This window comes from uncultured Nostoc sp. (assembly GCF_964247315.1).
GTDB lineage: Bacteria > Cyanobacteriota > Cyanobacteriia > Cyanobacteriales > Nostocaceae > Nostoc.
Genome location: NZ_CAXTTT010000056.1, coordinates 29,337 through 50,489 on the forward strand (window position 1 = coordinate 29,337; position 21,153 = coordinate 50,489).

The 21,153-nt window shown below is 40.9% G+C and carries 21 protein-coding genes; 13 read left to right on the forward strand and 8 right to left on the reverse strand.

Features of this window, described 5'->3' with window-relative positions; genetic code table 11:
- The first annotated feature begins 132 nt into the window (after nucleotides 1-132).
- The 3 genes from ACFE93_RS17745 to ACFE93_RS17755 all read left to right on the forward strand — a co-directional run bounded on the left by ACFE93_RS17745 (nucleotide 133) and on the right by ACFE93_RS17755 (nucleotide 2,732).
- Complete coding sequence (locus ACFE93_RS17745) at nucleotides 133-630, forward strand: LptA/OstA family protein (RefSeq protein WP_375474684.1); 498 nt, start codon at nucleotides 133-135, stop codon at nucleotides 628-630.
- A gap of 30 nt (nucleotides 631-660) precedes the next feature.
- Entirely contained in the window at nucleotides 661-1,389 is a 729-nt protein-coding gene (gene lptB / locus ACFE93_RS17750; RefSeq protein ID WP_375474686.1) for an LPS export ABC transporter ATP-binding protein, read from the forward strand.
- A gap of 227 nt (nucleotides 1,390-1,616) precedes the next feature.
- Nucleotides 1,617-2,732 (forward strand): LptF/LptG family permease, encoded by a 1,116-nt coding sequence (locus tag ACFE93_RS17755; RefSeq protein ID WP_375474723.1) that lies wholly within the window; start codon nucleotides 1,617-1,619, stop codon nucleotides 2,730-2,732.
- A 165-nt stretch (nucleotides 2,733-2,897) separates the two neighbouring features.
- Here the strand turns inward: ACFE93_RS17755 and ACFE93_RS17760 are convergent, their stop codons facing one another.
- From ACFE93_RS17760 to ACFE93_RS17780, 5 genes are all read right to left on the reverse strand, one after another.
- Nucleotides 2,898-3,518, reverse strand: coding sequence for a CP12 domain-containing protein (locus ACFE93_RS17760; protein WP_335043895.1), 621 nt, complete (start codon nucleotides 3,516-3,518; stop codon nucleotides 2,898-2,900).
- 521 nt (nucleotides 3,519-4,039) lie between these two features.
- Nucleotides 4,040-4,636, reverse strand: coding sequence for a CPBP family intramembrane glutamic endopeptidase (locus ACFE93_RS17765; protein ID WP_375474688.1), 597 nt, complete (start codon nucleotides 4,634-4,636; stop codon nucleotides 4,040-4,042).
- Nucleotides 4,637-4,704: 68 nt separating this feature from the next.
- The gene (locus ACFE93_RS17770; protein ID WP_375474690.1) at nucleotides 4,705-5,766 is read right to left on the reverse strand and encodes a DUF3326 domain-containing protein; all 1,062 of its coding nucleotides are present in this window, start codon (nucleotides 5,764-5,766) and stop codon (nucleotides 4,705-4,707) included.
- 147 nt (nucleotides 5,767-5,913) lie between these two features.
- A complete protein-coding gene (locus ACFE93_RS17775; RefSeq protein ID WP_335056742.1) occupies nucleotides 5,914-6,093 on the reverse strand; it encodes a hypothetical protein in 180 nt (59 codons plus the stop codon).
- A gap of 147 nt (nucleotides 6,094-6,240) precedes the next feature.
- Nucleotides 6,241-6,561 (reverse strand): 2Fe-2S iron-sulfur cluster-binding protein, encoded by a 321-nt coding sequence (locus ACFE93_RS17780; protein WP_375474692.1) that lies wholly within the window; start codon nucleotides 6,559-6,561, stop codon nucleotides 6,241-6,243.
- 187 nt (nucleotides 6,562-6,748) lie between these two features.
- Here ACFE93_RS17780 and ACFE93_RS17785 point away from each other — a divergent pair, with 187 nt between their 5' ends.
- A complete protein-coding gene (locus tag ACFE93_RS17785; RefSeq protein WP_375474694.1) occupies nucleotides 6,749-7,261 on the forward strand; it encodes a hypothetical protein in 513 nt (170 codons plus the stop codon).
- 3 nt (nucleotides 7,262-7,264) lie between these two features.
- Nucleotides 7,265-8,239 (forward strand): GUN4 domain-containing protein, encoded by a 975-nt coding sequence (locus tag ACFE93_RS17790; RefSeq protein WP_375474696.1) that lies wholly within the window; start codon nucleotides 7,265-7,267, stop codon nucleotides 8,237-8,239.
- A gap of 103 nt (nucleotides 8,240-8,342) precedes the next feature.
- Here the strand turns inward: ACFE93_RS17790 and ACFE93_RS17795 are convergent, their stop codons facing one another.
- The gene (locus ACFE93_RS17795; protein WP_375474698.1) at nucleotides 8,343-9,107 is read right to left on the reverse strand and encodes a transposase; all 765 of its coding nucleotides are present in this window, start codon (nucleotides 9,105-9,107) and stop codon (nucleotides 8,343-8,345) included.
- 1,011 nt (nucleotides 9,108-10,118) lie between these two features.
- Between ACFE93_RS17795 and ACFE93_RS17800 the strand changes: the two genes are divergently transcribed.
- The 8 genes from ACFE93_RS17800 to ACFE93_RS17835 all read left to right on the forward strand — a co-directional run bounded on the left by ACFE93_RS17800 (nucleotide 10,119) and on the right by ACFE93_RS17835 (nucleotide 18,838).
- Nucleotides 10,119-10,544 (forward strand): hypothetical protein, encoded by a 426-nt coding sequence (locus tag ACFE93_RS17800; RefSeq protein WP_375474700.1) that lies wholly within the window; start codon nucleotides 10,119-10,121, stop codon nucleotides 10,542-10,544.
- Nucleotides 10,545-10,993: 449 nt separating this feature from the next.
- The gene (acnB, locus tag ACFE93_RS17805; RefSeq protein ID WP_375474725.1) at nucleotides 10,994-13,654 is read left to right on the forward strand and encodes a bifunctional aconitate hydratase 2/2-methylisocitrate dehydratase; all 2,661 of its coding nucleotides are present in this window, start codon (nucleotides 10,994-10,996) and stop codon (nucleotides 13,652-13,654) included.
- Between the two features lie 197 nt (nucleotides 13,655-13,851).
- A complete protein-coding gene (locus ACFE93_RS17810) occupies nucleotides 13,852-15,744 on the forward strand; it encodes an NERD domain-containing protein (protein WP_375474702.1) in 1,893 nt (630 codons plus the stop codon).
- A 238-nt stretch (nucleotides 15,745-15,982) separates the two neighbouring features.
- The gene (locus tag ACFE93_RS17815; protein WP_375474704.1) at nucleotides 15,983-16,177 is read left to right on the forward strand and encodes a hypothetical protein; all 195 of its coding nucleotides are present in this window, start codon (nucleotides 15,983-15,985) and stop codon (nucleotides 16,175-16,177) included.
- Nucleotides 16,178-16,181: 4 nt separating this feature from the next.
- Nucleotides 16,182-16,403: a type II toxin-antitoxin system RelE/ParE family toxin gene (locus ACFE93_RS17820; protein WP_375474706.1), complete on the forward strand. Its 222-nt coding sequence runs from the start codon at nucleotides 16,182-16,184 to the stop codon at nucleotides 16,401-16,403.
- Nucleotides 16,404-16,512: 109 nt separating this feature from the next.
- A complete protein-coding gene (locus ACFE93_RS17825) occupies nucleotides 16,513-16,743 on the forward strand; it encodes a type II toxin-antitoxin system MqsA family antitoxin (RefSeq protein ID WP_375474708.1) in 231 nt (76 codons plus the stop codon).
- A gap of 74 nt (nucleotides 16,744-16,817) precedes the next feature.
- Nucleotides 16,818-16,988 (forward strand): hypothetical protein, encoded by a 171-nt coding sequence (locus tag ACFE93_RS17830; protein WP_375474710.1) that lies wholly within the window; start codon nucleotides 16,818-16,820, stop codon nucleotides 16,986-16,988.
- A 236-nt stretch (nucleotides 16,989-17,224) separates the two neighbouring features.
- A complete protein-coding gene (locus ACFE93_RS17835) occupies nucleotides 17,225-18,838 on the forward strand; it encodes an NAD(P)H-quinone oxidoreductase subunit 4 (RefSeq protein ID WP_375474712.1) in 1,614 nt (537 codons plus the stop codon).
- A 34-nt stretch (nucleotides 18,839-18,872) separates the two neighbouring features.
- On the opposite strand, the gene ACFE93_RS17840 is transcribed toward ACFE93_RS17835, so the two are convergent.
- A complete protein-coding gene (locus ACFE93_RS17840) occupies nucleotides 18,873-19,064 on the reverse strand; it encodes a hypothetical protein (RefSeq protein ID WP_375474714.1) in 192 nt (63 codons plus the stop codon).
- A 26-nt stretch (nucleotides 19,065-19,090) separates the two neighbouring features.
- Nucleotides 19,091-21,153: COR domain-containing protein (locus ACFE93_RS17845; RefSeq protein ID WP_375474716.1), on the reverse strand; the 2,063-nt coding region annotated here is incomplete at its 5' end.

Consider the following 21,153-nt stretch of genomic DNA (forward strand, 5'->3'; position numbering starts at 1 on the left):
CTTAAGGTTGGGGGTAGCGTCACTATTTCAGCCAGTAGTTATCGGAAATCACTCCAGATTGGATATTTCATATCTGGATAAAGTACTTGAGATAATTAGAATGCAAGCTGAAATCCTAAATCCCCAATTGCTATGATGCCCTGCTATCAATTGCCCTTATCCCAAATACGTCGCTTTGGATTAGCTTTAATGCTGCCAGCTGCACTCTTGGGCACTTTTGCTTTCCCTACCCAAGTGCAAACCGCTACTGCACAAACATCTCAGGCAAATCGCCCCCTGACTATCCGCGCTGATGTGCAAGAATATGACGCGAAAAATCAAATAATCACCGCTCGCGGTAATGTGCAAATGTTGTATCCGGCTCGCCAAATTCAGGCAACATCTGCCCAAGCACAGTATTTTAGTAAAGAACGCCGAATTGATTTCAGTGGCAATGTCTATATTTTGCAACAGGGTGGTAACAGTATTCGGGCGGAGAAAGTAACCTATTTAATTGATGAAGGGCGATTTGTCGCTTTACCCCAATCCAACCGTCAGGTAGAGTCCATCTACATGGTGCAGGAGTCAGATAATAATGGACAAACTGCGACACCTGCCCCAAAGACACCACCTTTGAAGCCTTCTAATTAGTATTCACCACCAATAAAGGGTGCTTCCAGAGTGAAAATTGTTTTAGAGAATATTCACAAATCTTACGGCAAGCGAGTAATTGTCAATCGTGTCAACCTTTCTGTTGCTCAAGGTGAAGTTGTTGGTTTACTAGGCCCCAATGGGGCTGGTAAAACCACAACCTTTTACATTGCCACAGGTTTAGAAAAACCCAATCTAGGAAAAGTCTGGCTGGGTAATGTAGAGGTAACGGGAATGCCAATGCATGAAAGGGCACGACTGGGTATTGGCTATTTAGCACAAGAAGCAAGTGTTTTTCGCCAACTCTCGGTAGAGGATAATATTCTGTTAGTGCTAGAACAAACTAATGTGCCACGATGGGAGTGGTCAAGGCGACTCAGAACTTTACTGCGGGAGTTTAGGTTGGAAAAATTAGCTAGGAGTAAAGGAATTCAACTTTCTGGTGGTGAGCGACGGCGGACGGAATTAGCAAGGTCTTTAGCTGCTGGACGAGAAGGGCCAAAATTTTTACTTTTGGATGAACCATTTGCAGGAGTCGATCCGATCGCAGTCTCAGAAATTCAGCAAATCGTAGCACGACTGCGCGATCGCGGTATGGGAATCTTAATTACAGATCATAATGTCCGTGAAACTCTAGCTATCACCGATCGCGCCTATATCATGCGTGAGGGACAAATTCTCGCTTTTGGTGCTGCTGACGAACTCTACAGCAATTCTCTCGTGCGGCAATATTATTTGGGGGATAATTTTCAAGTCTAAATTAATAATTATTTAGTTAATAATTTCAAAGGATATTTTGATTTTTGATTCTTCAGCATGAATTTATTAGTTAGCTTTTAGCCATTAAGTATTTAATTTTGATAATAAATACAGTAGAGATACTTTGCTTTCCCAGGGTTGCCAATTTTTAACTTTTAAAATTGCTTATGATATCAAAGAAGCTCACGTCTTTCAACAGTCTCTATTCGCTGCTGCCTTTTACGCTCATGGATCGCTACCTTGCCAGCGAATTGTTAGCGCCGTTTTTCTTTGGTGTCGGAGCTTTTTCATCAATTGGCGTCACCATTGATGCTGTATTCGATCTTGTCAGAAAAATTGTCGAATCTGGGCTACCCATAGACATTGCTATTCAAGTTTTTTTGTTAAAATTTCCCAATTTTATTGTTTTAGCTTTCCCCATGTCTACGCTGCTGGCTACTTTGATGACCTACAGTCGTCTTTCTAGCGAGAGCGAACTAATTGCCCTACGTAGTTGTGGCGTCAGTGTCTATCGTCTGGTGCTAACTGCTGTGATGTTAAGTCTTGTAGTCACAGGAATAACATTTGTGTTTAACGAAGAAATTGCACCAGCAGCAAATTATCAAGCGGCGATGACTTTAGAGAAAGCCCTGAAATCAGACAAGCCAACTTTTAAACAGCAAAATATTTTCTATCCTGAATACCAGGATGTTGCCCAGCCAGATGGCTCTAAGAATCGGATATTGACACGCTTGTTTTACGCCGACCAATTTGATGGTAAGCGGATGACAGGATTAACAATTATAGATCGCTCAACAAAAAATCTGAATCAAATTGTAGTATCAGAATCTGCTAAGTGGAATCCTTCTCAAAATGTCTGGGATTTTTACAACGGTACAATCTATTTTGTTGCTGCCGATCGCTCTTATCGTAACATCGTCAAATTTGAACACCAACAACTGCAACTACCGCGTACGCCATTAAGTTTGGCAGAAAAAAGCCGAGACTACGGTGAGATGAATATTTCGGAAGCACTACAGCAACTAGAAGTGGAAAATCTTGGTGGCGATCGCCAAAAAATTCGTAAACTTGAAGTGCGGATTCAACAAAAAATCTCTTTGCCGTTTGTATGCGTGGTTTTTGGCTTGGTAGGCGCAGCGATGGGAAGCATACCCCAGAGGACGGGGAGAGGTACAAGCTTTGGGATTAGTGTCCTAGTTATATTTTCGTACTACTTAATTTTCTTTATTAGTGGGGCGATCGCACAAGCAGGTGTCGTCTCTCCCTTTATGGGGTCTTGGTTGCCCAACTTTCTTTTTTTGGGAATAGGTTTATTTTTATTGATACGAGTTGCCAGACGGTAAATCGAGGGGGATGCAAAAGAATAATAATTGTTTGCTTGCTCTCCTAAAAAACAAGGCAGGAGGCAGAAGGGAAGAGGATTTGACTTGTTTCTTCCATCGATAACGGAAGCAAGCGCGTCCGTAAACAGCTTCCATCTCCCCCCGATCCTCATCTCCCCACTTCAATTACGGATGATAATTTCGACATTCTGGTGCATTAGGGTTTTCCTTGCAGTATTCTTCAAAAGAGACTTTAGCTGATACCATACCCTCAGCTTTCTGATGAGCTGCTTCTGCCTGAAGTTCTTCTACCTCATCCCAGGCAGATGCACAGCGTTTAGAATAAGCGCCTTGTTCAGTACAAATAGCACGAGCCTGCTCAATTGCTTTTTGAATTCTCTCCTCTAGCAGTAGCGCTTTTGGTGCTTCCACAAAGTCGCTTTTAGTCAAAATGTCGGTAATCGAGATGATGCCCAACAGCTTACCTTGAATTACAGGTGCGCGATGAATACCAGTATTAGCAAATAACCGCGCTACATATTCCACACCCAAATCGGGATTGACTACGATGCAGGGCTTGCTCATAATTTCATAAACCCGCACTTGCTTTGGATCTTTCCCGTAGGCTGTTATCTTATACACAATATCCGTTTCTGTGACAATGCCATAAGCATCATTGTCATAGCGACGATCCACAACCAGCGCCCGCAATCCTTTATCCTTCATTAGCCCCACCGCTTCAGCGACAGTTGCCGAACCGCGAATAGTAACTACGTCTTTGGTCATGATATCTTCAGCTTTCATCATTGCTGTAGTCTCCTGGTTAATAGTCCGGTGCAACACAGCGCCCTCATAGACGTATCGAAGCATTGCAACGCACAGTTGGCTAACTAGAAAGTAAAAAAGTTGAACTTTTGCCCCAATACGGTTCAGTTAGCGCCAAAAGCCTTAAAGTGTGTAGGTTGGGTTGAGGAACAAAACCCAACATTTCCGGGGCTTTGTTGGGTTGCGCTTTGCTTAACCCAACCTACAATTTTTCTTAACTGAACCGTATTGACTTTTGTCCAGCTACAACAATAAATTAGACCAGTTGTCAATTTATGATGTTATCCAATGTAACCAATGCCCAAAAACTAAGCATAAATTGTGTTGAAGAAGAATCCAGAAGTCAGAATTCAGGAATCAGAACAAGAAAGTGGGGGATTCAGACCCACCACTAATTGTAGACCGCTAAATTTTCAATTTAGCGGGGGTCTGAAACTTCCTTATTCATCCGCCAGTCGTAGAGAATTTATGCTGAATTCTGACTCCTGACTCCTGATTTCTATTTATTTTTTAATTGCCGAAAATTGCTGCATTTTCCAGAAATAGCTAGAAATCCAATTGGTAATAATATGAGCAACAATCGGCACTAACAAGTTGCCCGTGAGCAGGGCACTATATGCCAATATCATCCCGACAATCGTTGCCCAAATTACATAAGGCCATTGTTGGGAACCGCTAAAATGCAAAATGCCAAAGCAAAAACTGGATACAATTACAGCTGTAAGATCGGAGCCTAAAGCTGGTAGCATCACACCTCTAAATAACAATTCTTCACTCAACCCTGGTAGCAACCCCAGCCAAATTAAATCTGGTAAGGTTAAAGGCTTCAGTACCACTTCTAAGTAATAATCTGCACTTTTACGATAGGCAGTCCACAGGCGATAAGTGAAGCCACTTAACGCAGTGATGAAGAATCCCAACCCTACACCTAATAGCAACTCTTTTTGGTTCAAATCCCAAGAAAATAGTGAAAATTTGCCAAAATATAACGAAAGTTTGGCGACTATCAACAAAATGATTGCAGTCGCTCCCATTGCCCCAAGTATTTGGATGCGTGTCAGGTATGGAATTTCTGGCTCTTGCTTTTGTTGTTCAATCACAGGTTTTTAGAGAAAGTGGGGAGTGAGGGGTGGGAGAGGTAGAGGGAGAATTAACTAATGACCAATGACTAATGACTAATTGACTGCAAAGGTAATAATTTGGGACAGAGAGCGGAGGGATTGATGCCTGCTTTGTGTGCTACCAATACACCTATTGCTTCTAAATATGAGTTTACCTGTATAGATTTGATCCCCAGTGGTTGAGGAGGAACTTTTATGAGAGTTTTATTTTCTTCTACTGTAATTATTTGGCATCGTCTTTGGCTTAAACTCAGTAAAGCACTGCTACCACAGGCAGTTGCAGGTACGATCGCAGCATCCACTTCATCTACCCAAATATCTTCTTGCTGCGATCCGATTGCTCCTCTCTCTACTATAAATTGTGGGGCACGACTTAATCCGACTAGGACGCAGGGCAAAAAGGTATAGCCCAATTCTTCGGCGGCGGAACGGGGTGATAAATCAGGTTCTGGAGGTGCGCTCAAAAGGGCGGGAGAATGGGCGCAAGGAATTTGAAAGGTTCGCACTAGCAAATGACTAATTACGGCTTCTGCACCCGCTAAAGGATCTACGCCTTCACCTTGGCGGTATTTTTGTACTGCCTCTTCATCCATATCATCGGGGAAACGGGCAACAACTGCGATCGCTTCTGCCCCCGCTTTTTTAATTAATATCTCACCTGCTCTTAACAAGCTATCCGGGTTGCCAATTGTTCCCCAACTAGCTCCCGATGCTGTAGTCCGTAATTCTACATTTAATGGTGCATCTGTAATTACATAATCTGTTAAGGTCAATCCCAGAGTTGCTCTGACTGCATCGGCGGCTTGTATATGTCGTAGCCGTAACTCTGGCTCAATACCTTGGTCTAAAAGCAAACCTACTTTGTTAGTGCGAACTTGACGTAAACCCCAGCATCCAGAGGCGAATTTGTCAAGTCCGTAACCTTCAACATACAAAGCATTAGGGAGATTCCAATACAAACTTGCGCCATTCAGGACATTGGGGTGAGTAATTAGGCGATCGCAAACCTGTGCTATAACCTTGGCAACAGGTAAAGCATCTCCTGCATAACCCCCAATGGCAGCCCCAACGCCAGTTGGTACAATTAAGATAGCGGTGTATGGACGCATATTGAGTGCTGTTAGCGGTAGCAAGGGGTTGAGCCAGTGCTGAGTTATAAATCAAAAACCATTAAATACTAACTCCTCATTCCCAATTCTCAACTTTACAACTTCCATCTCTCAACTCTCAACTTTTAACTCACTACTCAGCACTCACTACTCAGCACTCTTTGTCACCACTGCTTCAACTGTCGCTTTTTGTTCGTCAACATCTACAGAGGTAACAGCCCAACGCAGGGGTTCGCCTTGTTTTTTCAACTCTGTTTCAATTGCTTCTAGTAATTCTGCCGGAGTTTCTTGTAAATCAATTTCTGCGGTAATAAAATGAGTTGTCATCTTGGTAAATCCTGTTGATTTGTAATTTCTAGAATAGCTGATATAAGTTGCGATGAAATACTTATGTAATTTATCAGATTTAGTAATCTGAGTGAACAGTTATTCAGTTATGAATAATCATTCAATCTCCTGATAACTGTTCGCTTATTATTTACTTTTACCAAATTGCAACTGATAAACTACATCTTCTTTTTCTGTCTCAAGTTTCAAATCAGAAAGGGGTTTGGCAACACAAAGCAATACGTAACCTTGCTTTTGCAAATCTGGACTAACGCCCATGCCATCAGTTTGATCCACAGTTCCCTTAGATAGTTGACCGGCGCAAGTTGTACAAACACCAGCATTGCAAGAACTCGGCAGTTCCAAACCAGCAGCATCGGCAACTGATAAGATTGTTTTATCTTCAGGAACTTGCAAGGTATGAATTTCGCCTTGGTGATCAATTTCTACGGTGTAAGTTTTGGGCATATTACAAAATCAGGTGATGCAACGAACAAATTTATTATTTTATCTGAATTAGTTAAAAATCTCTAGATACTAGCATAAAAATTTAGGTTAAATACTGAGATTATAGTCACTAATTCGGAACAATTTTTAGACTAGTAACATTAATTACTATAATTAGAACTATTAGTTAAATTTACTATAAATATATATGCGCGATCGCGTTTCTTTAGAGACTGTATCTGTAAGTCTGCCTTTTGGCATTGGTTCGATGTCTTGGAAAGTTGACACCACACAAAAGAAGGCGGCTTGGTCGCTTTATGTGGAATTGGTGACACGGATTGCTGTACAACCTTTGGAAGTTGACCAGGGTTTGGTACGAGAAGCGATGAACTCTCTTTATAGTTTATTTGGCACTACCCGCGAAGTTCTCAAAGCAGCCGGGCCGGATGTGGGTGCTTCTCGTGATTCTGTGGGGGGAATTGCGTTGGCGCAGCCCGCCGCAGGCATCGCAGTGTTGAATAATGGGTTAAGACCGTTTTTAGCTAAATGGCATCCGTTGTTGCAAGCGTGGGAAGCTAGACGACCTGTGGGGGTGAGTCCCAAGGAACATGAGCAGAGTTGGTCGGAGGAACCCAAGTTGCGAAGTGAGTTGGAAGTTTTGCGCGGTGGGTTGGAAGATTACGCGAAGGCGTTGGCAAAAATTGCTGGTGTGGAGGAGTGATAAATGCAACAGCCTATGTTTGATGTGTTTCTTGCTCACAATAGTTTGGACAAGCCGGAAATAAGGATTATTTATAAGTATCTAAAAGAATTAGGTTTGAATCCCTGGCTTGATGAAAAACAAATTAGACCAGGGCAACTTTACCAAGATATTATACAGAAGGCAATCCAGCAAATCCAATGTGTTGCTGTCTTCATCGGGACAACAGGTTTAGGAAAATGGCAAGCCCTTGAACTTCAGGGTTTTATAAGCCAATGCGTAGAAAAAGACATTCCGGTAATCCCAGTTTTATTACCTGGAGTTAAATTTATTCCAGAAAATCTAATTTTTCTGAAGCAGTTTCATCAAGTTTGCTTTGAGTGTGAAATTGAAAAAGACTTTGAAGCTTTTTGGAGATTGTATTGGGGTATTACTGGAGAAGAACTGAAAATAGATAAGACAGTTTTTTCTCAACTCGTTCAGCCACACACCTCAGTAGTTCAGTCTATAGAGATTCTTAACTCGAATCCTGTTATTCAGTCACCACCTCAAACAGATGACCTAGCCTCGGAAAAAGGCATAGACTACACCAGACTACGCCACTTACTAGCAGCAAAAAACTGGAGGGAAGCCGACCCAGAAACCTATCGGGTGATGATTCAAGCTGTAGGTAAAAAAGATGGCGACTGGTTTGAGGAAGACGAACTCTTAAATTTTCCTTGCACTGACTTACGCACAATTGACCGCTTGTGGGTAAAATACAGCAATGGACACTTTGGCTTCAGCGTCCAGAAGGAAATTTACTTGAGCGTATTCGGCGGTAAAGCAGACGGCAAGTATTACGAAAAAGCCTGGAAAAAGTTTGGCGATCGCGTAGGATGGAGAGTGGAAAGTAGTTTGATCGATTACTCAGAAGTAACTTTTGATACCTCTTCCCCAAGAGGACACCTCCCGTTCTTGTTGGGGGGTGTGGGGTGTGTTTTGTTTCGGTTCGCTTAAGGCTGGTGGTGGTTTTCTCTCGCATCGAGACTTGTAAACTGTAACATCTAAGGCTTTCAGACATTTATAAAGATTTCTTACAAACCCCAGATGAACGCTAGAATCAACCTTCCCGAATTCCGATACCTGGCACTGCGGGGTTATAACAGTTCGCTTGAATAAACTTTTCTGCTACCTCATGCACCTCAGTATCTTCAGTGACTTTCTGCTTATCCCAAGGTAAACTTATCTGTCCCGGCGACTTCTTCTTACCCTTATTCTTCAAAGAAGGCAAAAAACGACTACCCCAATGATTCCTTGTTTCAGGCTTGGGCTTTGGTCGATATTTCTTACAAAACTGGCGATATCTAGCGGCACATTCTTCCAACGTCCTCCCCAATTGCAAAAATGCCAAATGCCACTGAGTGATACCATCATTACTCAAGCGGTCATGAGTGCCGTAATTGCTGAAGTCGTAGAAAAATCCCTGCTGTATTCCTGCGGCTTTCGGATTAGCGTGGATATATCGCAGAGTATTTAATGCACGACGTTGGTCTGTATTGGCAAAACCTGTACTGTGGTAGCGCTTTTCCCAAAAATGCCCCGTGCGGTTGAGCATTCGGTTAAAACACATAGCAGTATACCAATTTAACCAGTGCATAATTTTCGGTAAATCTTCTGGTTGTTTTGGTTCCAGCAGATAATGCACATGATTGCTCATAATGCACAAAGCATAGAGTTTAAACTTATACTTTTCTTGTGCCTTCTTGATGGCATACAGAAAAACTTCGCGGCATTCTAAGCGCGTTAGACGAAATTCGCGGTTATTGCAGCGAGTAGTAATGTGGTAGCAAAAGCCAGGTTGAAAGTTACGTTGAGGGCGAGACATGAAAAAAATTGTTAAAATACTACGCTTGCCATAATGCACTCACCAACAAACTTTGGTCGTTAATATTATAAGGTTGACTCTTAAGGTTACAACATTAAGGCTTGAGGTTATAACATTAACCCTTAAAGCTAGAACATTAAGGCTTAAGGTTACAACATTAAGCCTTAGAGCTAGAACATAAAGCCTTAAGGTTACAACATTAAGCCTTAAGATTAAAGCGATCGCTCATAGCGCTTCTCAATTACATAGAATACAGACCATTTGTAGGGGCACGGCAATGCTCATTGGTGTCAACTTACAGTAGTTTTCATGTATTTGAACCATATCTCTTGTAGGGGCGCAAGGCCTTGCGCCCCTACCGCGTGGTCTATTTACCTGAAAATAGCTGTAAGCTGAAATGCTTATCCAATATACGTTTTACCGCACCCCCAACCCTTCCCCTTACCAAGCTACAGGGTACACAAAAGTCGAATTACCCCCCTTAATCCCCCCTTATAAAGGGGGGAAATAAGATTTCCGGTTCCCTCCCCTTTCCAAGGGGAGGGTTAGGGTGGGGTAAAACTGACACAAAAACTCAGTGAGTAAACTATAAGAGACTTGTGTATACACCGTAGTTTTACCTTACCAAGGGGAGGGGCGGTTTTGGCTTTAGACAAAACCGGGGTAGGGTGACGCGGTAAGTAATGGTAAGTGAATGAACTCAATTTTACGTCTTGACAAGGGTTTCACGTTAAGTTGACACCAATGAGCTTTTTCTGTGCCCTATTGTGTATTGCATCCAAACTAGAACCGCTATAGAAGTAAAAGTGCGATCGCTTTTGCAACAACATTGTACTTTTCGTGCAACTTAAACATAATATTATTTTGCTGAAAATGCCTTTGGTGATTAAATTCCGAGAAATCACGGGCATGAATAAAAACTTTTACTAAGAAAAATGTGCTTTTTGCTGAACCAGAATACAGGTTAATTGAGACAAAATAGCTCTGTAAAGCTCTTACAAGTATAAATTTATGCCTCGAAGAAAACGTAGTTCCCGGATTCTAGAAAAAGCTGAGTTTAGAGTTGCCGGACTGAAAGCTATCGATCCAAATATCAATTTTGATGATACTTACAACTTGCAAAACCTGACTCAATTAATAGAAAATTTTCACAATATGCTTGATGATTATAACGCTGCTATAGCTATGATTGACTCTTCTAGAAAAAAGCTGGATGAGATGGAAAAAACCTTAAGTCAGGTTTCAGATAAAATGCTGACTGGGGTTGGTTTCAAGTATGGCAAAAACAGCAATGAATATGAACTTGCAGGTGGCGTTCGAGACAGCGAACGTATCCGTAAAAGCAGATTGACACGCTTGAAAGCTAACACAGATAAAACATTAGATGAAAATGCAATAACCACCCTAGTACCGTTAGGCAAAAGTTTAAGCGAGTAAAGTAAACCCTTAGAACTTGAGTAACCCCACCTTTTACGTTATCAGCAACAGATGGGTAGGGCACGGCATCCATAATCTTTTTGTATATTATTTTATTTGACTGGTGGCGTGCCCCTACAAATAATTTATGTGTCCCAAACATGATTGAAATTGGTAGAAATTAGGTTTTCGGTAGTTCTGTACCTACTCAACTAATCACCGCAAATTTGGATTAATTAATTTTTAAGCAACTTGGATTCTACAGCAACCCTGTTTAGTATTGCTCGTATTCTATCAAAGTGTAAAAATATTCGGTTGACGAAAACTAAACTTTCAGTATAAAAAAAATTGCAAACAACCAATTACCAGTAAGGCTTTTAGTAATAAAAGTAAGCTAAACTTTTATAGCCAAGTATTGCCTAAAAATATTTCATAATTGAAGGTAGAACATTCCAATGGAGAACATAAAAATGCTGGAATCATATCGTAAACACGTTGCCCAAAGAGCAGCACTCGGTATTCCCCCTTTACCATTGGATGCGAAGCAAACCTCAGAATTATGTGAATTACTGAAAAATCCGCCAAAGGGTCAAGAGGAGATATTATTACATCTATTAAGCGATCGCATTTCTCCTGGTGTTGATCCAGCAGCTTATGTCAAAGCTGGATTTCTCACCGCGATTGCCAAAAAGGAAATCACCAGTCCCTTGGTTTCGCGCATAGAAGCGGTGCAATTGTTAGGAACCATGATAGGTGGTTACAACGTACAATCTTTAATCGAACTGCTGCAATGGCCCACCGTATCTGTCTCAGACTCATCTGAAACACCTCTAGTGATGGGTGGACAAGGAAAGGAACCCATCGCCGCTTATGCCGCCAACGCCTTAAGCAAAATCCTTTTGGTGTATGACGCCTTCCATGATGTTTTAGAGTTGTCTAAAACCAATCCTTTCGCCAAGCGAGTGATTGACTCTTGGGCGGAGGCTGAATGGTTTACCACTCGCCCCACAGTACCAGAAGCGATTACTGTCACCGTTTTCAAAGTTCCTGGCGAAACCAATACCGACGATTTATCACCCGCCCAAAGCGCCACAACTCGCCCAGATATTCCTTTACACGCTTTAGTGATGTTAGAGTCACGGCAACCGGGAAGCTTGGCAACCATTGCCGAACTGAAGAAAAAAGGGCATCCTCTAGCTTACGTGGGGGATGTAGTTGGTACAGGTTCCTCGCGTAAATCTGCTATTAACTCAGTATTGTGGCATACAGGAAGTGATATACCTTTTGTGCCAAACAAACGCGCTGGGGGTTATGTTTTAGGTGGTGCGATCGCGCCTATCTTCTTTAACACAGCAGAAGATGCCGGTGCTTTGCCTATCCAGTGCGATGTCACCAAACTTGAAACCGGCATGGTAATTACCATCCATCCCTACAAAGGCGAAATCACTAACGAAGCAGGCGAAGTCATTTCCACCTTTGCCCTCAAACCTGATACCATCCTCGATGAAGTTCGTGCAGGTGGACGCATGCCCTTACTTATCGGACGTACCCTTACCGACAAAACTCGTCTTGCACTCGGTTTAGAACCCAGCACAGTATTTACCCGTCCACAGCAAGCCTTTGATACAGGCAAAGGCTACAGCCTAGCCCAGAAAATGGTAGGTAAAGCTTGCGGATTACCAGGTGTGCGTCCCAGCACATCCTGCGAACCGATCATCACTACCGTTGGTTCTCAGGATACCACAGGCCCCATGACCCGCGACGAATTGAAAGAACTTGCCTGTCTTGGTTTCAGTGCAGACTTAGTGATACAAAGTTTCTGCCATACAGCTGCCTATCCCAAACCAGTAGACATCAAAACTCATCACGAACTCCCTGATTTCTTTGCTTCTCGTGGCGGTGTCGCCCTCCGTCCCGGTGATGGTATCATCCACTCTTGGTTAAACCGGATGCTGCTACCCGACACCGTAGGAACTGGCGGCGACTCTCACACCCGCTTCCCCTTGGGTATTTCCTTCCCCGCAGGTTCTGGGTTGGTAGCCTTTGCAGCCGCCTTGGGTGTCATGCCTTTAGATATGCCAGAGTCAGTATTGGTAAGATTTAAAGGTGAATTGCAACCAGGTATCACCCTGCGGGATGTCGTGAATGCCATTCCCTACGTGGCAATTCAAAAAGGTTTGCTCACAGCAGAAAAGCAAAATAAGAAAAACGTTTTCTCCGGGCGAATTCTGGAAATAGAAGGTTTGCCAGATTTAAAAGTTGAACAAGCCTTTGAACTCACCGATGCTAGTGCCGAACGTTCTTGTGCCGGATGTACAATTAAACTGAGTGTAGAGACAATTTCTGAATATCTGCGTTCTAACGTTGCGCTGCTGAAAAATATGATCGCACGAGGCTATCACGATCCGCGTACCATGCTGCGCCGTGTGGCAAAGATGGAAGAATGGTTAGCAAATCCCGTGTTATTGGAAAGCGATGCCGATGCGGAATATGCCGAAGTAATTGAAATTGATTTAAAGGAAATTAAAGAACCAATTGTTGCTGCTCCCAATGACCCCGATAATGTGAAATTATTATCGGAAGTTGCTAATGATCCAGTGCAAGAAGTATTCGTTGGTTCTTGTATGACAAATATTGGTCATTATCGGGCAACAGCAAAAGTTTTGGAAGGTGCAGGTGAAGTGAAAACTCGCCTGTGGATTTCACCACCAACGCGTATGGATGAACACCAACTTAAAGAAGAAGGTGTATACAGCATTTTTGGGGCTGCGGGTGCGCGGACAGAAATACCAGGATGCAGTTTGTGCATGGGTAATCAGGCGCGAGTTGCTGACGGCACAACAGTGTTTTCTACCTCTACCCGCAACTTCAATAATCGCATGGGTAAAGATGCGCGAGTGTATCTTGGTTCAGCAGAATTAGCCGCAGTTTGTGCGCTGCTGGGACGGCTTCCCACAGTGCAAGAATATTTAGATATTGTGGCGAGGAGAATTCATCCTTTTGCAGATGATTTGTATCGGTATTTGAACTTCGATCAAATCGTCGGTTTTGAAGATGAAGGGCGGGTGATTGCGTTGGAAGATATGCCGAAGATTGAGGATATTTTGGGTATGCCTACGGCGGCGAGGTAGGTAATAACTGTTATTCTATATATGCCGACAGGCTTTAGCCTGGGGCGTTGCGAACTAAGCCCACACCTGTGGGCTTTTGTAATTTCTATAGTATTTTTAGGGATTACTACTGAGGTCATTGCTTGAAAATGAATAATAATCTGAGTTTAAGTCTAAATGAACAAAGCAATTTTTTACTCTTTTTCAAGGAATAACAAATGTCAACACTATTACCTTCTGAAGAAAATATTACACGGCTCAAAGTTCAACCAACTGAGGGAGAAAAACATTTACTAGAGTTCTTGAAAAACCTTCTTCCAAACAATTATGAAATATACTATCAGCCATTTTTAAATGGAGACAAGCCAGATTTTATTATCATGCGAAAGAATTACCGAGTGATGATAATAGAAGTGAAAGATTGGGATTTAGAATCCTACTACATAGATAGTAATAAAAAATGGAGATTAAAGCATAATGGTGCAATTATAAAATCTCCTATTGAGCAAGTAAAAACTTACAAAGAAAATTTATATAATTTACACATTGAAAACTTGTTAGAGAACCAAATAGACAATCAAAGCTTTTTTGGAATTGTTTCTTGTGCAGTTTACTTCCATAATGCAAACCAAGAGACATTAAACAACTTTCTATTAAATTCTTTATCAGATAATGACAACAGATATGTAAAAGTATTTGGGAATGACTGTATTAATATTGAAAAATTTAGAGTAATACTTAGTGAACAAGGGCTTTATAAACCATCAGCACTTTTTAATGATACTATTTATAATAGTTTCAGGCGCTACCTTCAACCACCACTTCATACTTTGGAACAAGGTATACCAATTCAGTTTAACCCACAACAGAAAAAATTAGTTAAGAGTGAGGTTACTTTTGGAGGCCGAAAGATTAAAGGAGTAGCTGGTTCTGGGAAAACGCAGATATTAGCACAAAGAGCAGTAAATGCTCATAAAAGAACTAACAGCAAAGTTTTAATTTTGACTTATAATATAACTCTTAAAAACTATATTTACGATAAAATTAGTGATGTGAGAGAAGAGTTTACTTGGGATAATTTTTATATAACTAACTATCACAATTTTTTAACAGCAGAATTTAATAATTTAGGGATAGAAATTAAATTACCACGAGATTTTGAGAACTGGAGTGGTGAGGATAAATCAGAGTATTTTGAAGACAAATATTATTCTAATGAAAAAATCTTTGAAGATGTAAAAGAGAAAATACAGAAGTATCAGGTAATTTTAATAGATGAACTTCAAGACTATAAGGAAGAATGGCAGCGAATTATAAGAAAATATTTTTGGAATGAAGGTGGAGAGTATGTAGTATTTGGTGATGTCAAGCAAAATATTTATGATAGACCATTAGATGAAGATAAAGGTTTTAAAGCAGTAGGTATACGTGGTGATTGGAATGAGCTAACACAATCATTTAGACTTACAACGAAGATAGCAAATATAGCTTTGAAGTTTCAAAAAGATTTTTTCAATGACAAATATGAAGTAGATAAACTCATTCAAGCTAATTCTCAGGGGAGTCTTTTCGATCTAGAAGAATATTTTCAATATTTTTATTATGACAAATTAACGAATATAAAAAATATAGTTGATGATATTTATTCTCTAATATTTCAATTAAACAAACATCCTAATGATATCTGCTTTTTATCACCTCGATTAGAAATACTCAAAGAAATAGATTATTTAATCAGAAATCATAAACATGAAAATACTCAGACAATATTTGAAACGAAGGAAATGTATGAGAAATTACAAAGCCAGAGCAAAAACCCTGAAAGTGACATAAAAAAACTTAGGGAAAACAAAAAATTTAATTTTTGGATGAATTCGGGAAATGTTAAGTTATCTACCATTCATAGTTTTAAAGGCTGGGAGATCAATACACTTTTTCTTATTATTGAAGCTGGTGTTACTGAAACCAGTGAACAAGAAATTTCGATAGATGAGTTGGTATACACAGGACTGACAAGATGTAGACATAATCTCATAATAATTAATATTGGAAATTCTCGATATCACAGTTTCTTTAAAGAACTGATTGAGGATGATTTTTTGAAAACTTGAAAACTCGTCAAGATTATGAAATGCGATCGCATCCTCGCACTTTGCACACAGACCTAACCCCCCAACCCTCTTCCCTACGAGGGAAGGGGGAGAAATCTGGCTCCCCTCTCCGCTTCAAAGAGGGGTTGGGGGAGAGGTCAATTCATGCGATCGCGATAAACTGTTAAAATCTAATTACCTGACACTAAAATTTTCACAGGTGAATACCAATGGATTTTTACACATAGGAATTACTAAAATGCTTGAAGTTCACAAAAATTATGTTCTTGACGAAAATCAACAACCTATTGCCGTACAAATTCCTATCGCTGAATTTGAAAAAATTGAAGAAATTCTTGAGAATTATGGTTTAGCAAAACTCATGGAGGAAGTAGAGAAAGAAAAACCACTATCAAAAGATGAAGCCCTAAAATATTATCAATCACTAAAATAAGAAAATGTGGCAAGTTGAATATACCAAAAGATTTCTGAAAGAACTTGCTGCTTTACCAGTTGAGATTCAAAGCCGCATAGAACCTATCGTGTTTCAAGAACTGGAGTCAGAGAATCCCTTTGAATTAGGATATCTTGAAAAACTGAAAGGCTATAGTGATAAATATAAGATTCGAGTTGGTGATTATCGGATTGGCATTACTCTTGAACAAGAAACAAAACATTAATCTGCCAACGAGTTGCTCATCGCAAAGACATCTACAGAATTTTTCCTTGAAGCACTGTAAAACTTATTAGCATTAATGTATACACACACTAATACCAAGAAAGCGGCAAATGCTATGTGATATTTGTGGAAGCGAAGGTGTAAAAGTCCGCCGAATTACTAAAACTTACAGTAAGGGGAAAGACCTGCTAGTAATAGAAAACATTCCAGTAATAACCTGTACTCATTGCGGCGAAAGTTATTTAACTGCTGAAACTCTTCACAAAATTGAACAAATTAAAACTAACCGGAAAAAATTAGCTGTTGAACGTCCTGTAGAAGTGGCTAGTTTTGGATCGTGAATAATTGCCAAAATTAAATATTGCTTTAGCTATTGTCTCACTAATAAATATTTATAGACTTCTACACAACGGTTTTGCGAAAGAGTGCGGGTTATTGGGTTGCTTTATGCTTAGAAAATAGACTGGTAGGACAAGGGATAAATCAAGAAGCAGCAATCAAGCAGCTTAATGAAGCGATCGCCTCTTTTGTCAAAGTCTATAAACTGACAATTCGGCTAAAGCAGAAAATTGTAACTGTATTGTAACGGTGGCTTTAGCTGCCGTTTTTTGTTGACGTTGCAAAAGTTTACATTTAGAATGGAATCGTCAAAACTCGATAAGTATTTATTCTTATTTATCCTGAAAATTTGACATTCAATGAGTATATGTTCTTATCTTTGTCAAAAATTTAATATTTTAGAGTTAAAGAATGTTTACAAAAGTATTGATTACTTAATATAGTGAAACTAAAAGTGATAACGCAAATTGATTGTCAGAAGTGATGAATACTATTGAATTTCCCTGGCTAACAGCCATAATCCTCTTACCCTTGGTGGCTACCTTAGCCATCCCCCTAATCTCAGATAAGGAAGGTAGAACTGTTCGGTGGTATAGTCTGGGAGTTGCGATCGCCGACTTTGCACTGATGATTTATGCCTTTTGGTATAAGTACGACTTCCACAGTTCAAGACTCCAACTTATAGAAAACTATCCTTGGATACCACAGTTAGGTTTGCATTGGGCTGTGGGGGTTGATGGTTTATCAATGCCCTTACTGCTTCTGACAGGCTTAATAAATACCCTCGCAATATTCGCGGCTTGGAAAGTTACCACCAAGCCGCGATTATTTTATGGTTTGATGTTAGCGATGTACAGCGCCCAGCTTGGTGTATTTGTTGCCCAAGATTTGCTGTTATTCTTCCTGATGTGGGAAATCGAATTAGTGCCGGTTTACCTGCTGATTTCCATCTGGGGAGGACAAAACCGCCGTTATGCCGCTACTAAGTTCATTCTTTATACCGCCGCTGCATCAATATTTATCTTGGTTGCTGGTTTTGCACTTGTCTTCTCTGGAGATACTGTCACCTTCGACATGGCAACTCTAGGAATGAAAGAATACCCCAAAACCTTGCAATTGTTGGTTTATGCAGGTTTCTTGATTGCCTTCGGTGTGAAGTTACCGATTTTCCCTTTACACACTTGGCTACCTGATGCCCACGGTGAAGCATCAGCACCCGGTTCGATGATTTTGGCTGGTGTGTTGTTAAAAATGGGTGGTTATGCTCTCATCCGCTTTAATGTGGAAATGTTGCCCAATGCCCATGTGACTTTTGCCCCAGTGTTAGCAGTTTTGGGTGTGGTTAACATTGTCTACGGTGCTTGCTGTGCCTTTGCTCAAACCAATCTCAAACGCCGCTTGGCTTACTCTTCAATTGCCCACATGGGGTTTGTGCTGATTGGGATTGCCTCTTACACAGAGCTGGGTATCAGTGGTGCAGTGTTACAGATGGTTTCCCACGGCTTGATTGCTGCTAGCTTGTTCTTCCTATCTGGCGTGACTTACGATCGCACCCATACTTTGATGATGGATAAAATGGGCGGTATGGCTAAGGTAATGCCCAAAACCTTTGCTCTGTTTACCATTGGTTCTATGGCTTCTCTCGCCTTACCCGGAATGAGTGGTTTTGTGGGTGAGTTGATGGTATTTCTGGGTATCGCCAGCAGTGATGTTTACAGTTCCAGCTTCAAAGTTGTAGTCGTGCTGCTGTCAGCAGTTGGCGTGATTTTGACACCGATTTATTTACTGTCAATGCTGCGTCAAGTGTTCTACGGAGAGCAAAATAAAGAGTTGCACTTGGATGCTGTAATATCTGATGTCAAACCCCGCGAAATATTTATTACCGCTTGTTTGCTACTACCAATCATCGGAATCGGGTTTTATCCAAAATTAGCAACGCAGACTTATGATGTGAAAGCGGTAGAATTAGCCGCCCATGCTCGTCAAGTTCTACCAGTTGTTGCTCATCAACAACCATCAAGTGTGTACTCGCGGATTTTCTCTGCACCAACATTGGCTACTTCTCAAGTTGAAAGTTCGATTAAAATTTCTGAATAAATTAACTTCCTATTAAGGGGTCTGCAAGTAAATTCTAAATATTAGGAGAATAAAGGGGTGGTTTCATAACCACCCCTAAAATTTTGGCATTATTGAGTTGAAATAGATTTTTAGGTAAGGGCAATTCATGTAGACGCATTCGCAAAGCGTCTCGTAGAGAAGCGGCTTCCCGCAGTGTATTGCCCCTATTGCGTGTTGCTTTTGCAAGAGGTTTTGCAATTTTCACAATTCAAATAGGATTTTTCTATACTCTTATTTGTTGCCTTGAAACTGCTTAATTATATTGCTAATTAGAGGCAACTGTTCTAGTACCATTTTTGTCAAATCTACAAAAGATTTCTCAGAAAGGCGGTCATCTTGACGGAGTTGCAGAACGCCTATTAAGACGATAAATATTGCTGTACCAATAATTGCTAAAGCTAGATAATGAAAGGGTAGCGAACCACCAAAAAATGCAATTAGACAAAATACAACTACAAATACAAATAAATAGAACATTCCATTTCTAAACGCAAACGGAAGTTTAACTATGTCTTCTGACTGAGAATTTTCTTCCTGTTTAGATGGTTCTGTCATAAAATTATTCTCTTGCTTTGATGGCTGAATTACATTGTTAATTGTTACAACGACATTTTCCCTTCTTGTCTCAGAGGAATTAGGTAGAAAATCGCTACTCATCTGCTGTTCTGCTTGAAGTAACTCCCTTCTGTCCATCACATCATCAATTAAGCCTAAAACATCAAGCATTTGATAGCTTTTTTGACATTGAATGCGTTCTTGCTTATCGGCTACAAACTGTCGCAATATTTCAAATTGGTAAAAGTGTGGCTCTTGGCTATCTTTGCAGGTGTGGCAATTACAGGGGATTAACTTGTTGTACTTCAGTCGCTTGTACGAGTCATGAATTTTATCGAGTTCATGTGTGACTATGGTCATCAAATCTCTTTTGTGACGACCTGAAACTCGAATTTTAATCTCCCGCTTGCCGTAATATTCAATCACCTCTGCCTTCGTCTGGTCTTTGCTGAGAACAACGCCGCTTTTCCAGACACATTGTTGTTCATTTATCAACTCATGGATGGCGACGATGAATTGGCTGATGATCCCCTTGGGCATGAACTCATAGGTGTAACGCAGAATCAGGTTGTTGCTTTCATCCCAGTTATAGGGGGGTTGATTAGCAGATAGCAGTTGTGGGGCAATATATTTTCCTTTGCTTCTAGGAATTTCGTAGCACAGTTTGAAGTTGATCATCAAGCGCAATAGTTCATCATGCATCGTGGCGTATTCGTCTTCACACCAGATGTTTGCCAAGTCAGACCGGGTGAAACTGCCCAGGTTGCGAATCACTTTTTCATTATCCAGCACTTTGTAGACTGCATCAGTTCCCCACTTGGGTTTGAGGATGACAGTCTTGTTCAAAAGTGGGTCTTCTTGGAAGTGCAAGCATACTCCTAAATCGTGCAGATAACCACTCAACTGCAACTTGTCATTTCTTTGGGTGAACCCATTTTGTTCGCAGATGCTCAGGTATTCATCCAAGCTAATGTAATTGCGTGCGTCACTCTCCAAAGCTTCCCGGACTCTAACCCAGGTTTTTGGAAGGGGACTGCCAATATGGGGCAGGCTTTTAACGTAATGCTTGATTTTTTCTAAAACTAGTTCTAAACCTCTGTTAGTAGCAAGGTTTGTTGATAGAGTCTCTTTCAAGTTAGTAAACTGACCCCGTAACTGGAGTTCATTAATTTCGCGGTGGCGGTTTTGCTTCTCCTTTTTGATGATTAGCAACGGACTGTTATCACTCAACAGTTCTACTACATTCAACCAGTAATAAAAATCCGTGTCTTCCTTGCGATTATCTGCCACTAAAACGTAGAGGGAACGCTTGGTGAGGAAAAACTGGTGAGTCTCATGGTAAATCTCTTGCCCCCCAAAGTCCCAAATGTTGACTCGAAATTCTCGCCCGTTTTCCATTGGGAAACCCCACTCGATGACCTTAATTCCCTTTGTAGTGTCTTCCTCTCGAAGTTGATAATTTTGGTCTTCAATTTTGTTCGCCAGTGTTGTCTTCCCTGCTCCTGCTTCGCCGATAATTACTAACTTTGCTTCACACAGATAATCTCTACCTTCTACTTCTAGTTGTCGGAAATAATCTTTAATTGCCTCAATACCTTGTGCAACAATTTCTGGCGGTGGCTTCTCGATGGGGTTGAAGCTTAAATACAGGGAAGTGAGTTGTTGCAGGCGGGCGATCGCTTCTGGCAACGTCGTTATTTGATTGTGGCTTAAATCCAGGGAAGTGAGTTGTTGCAGGC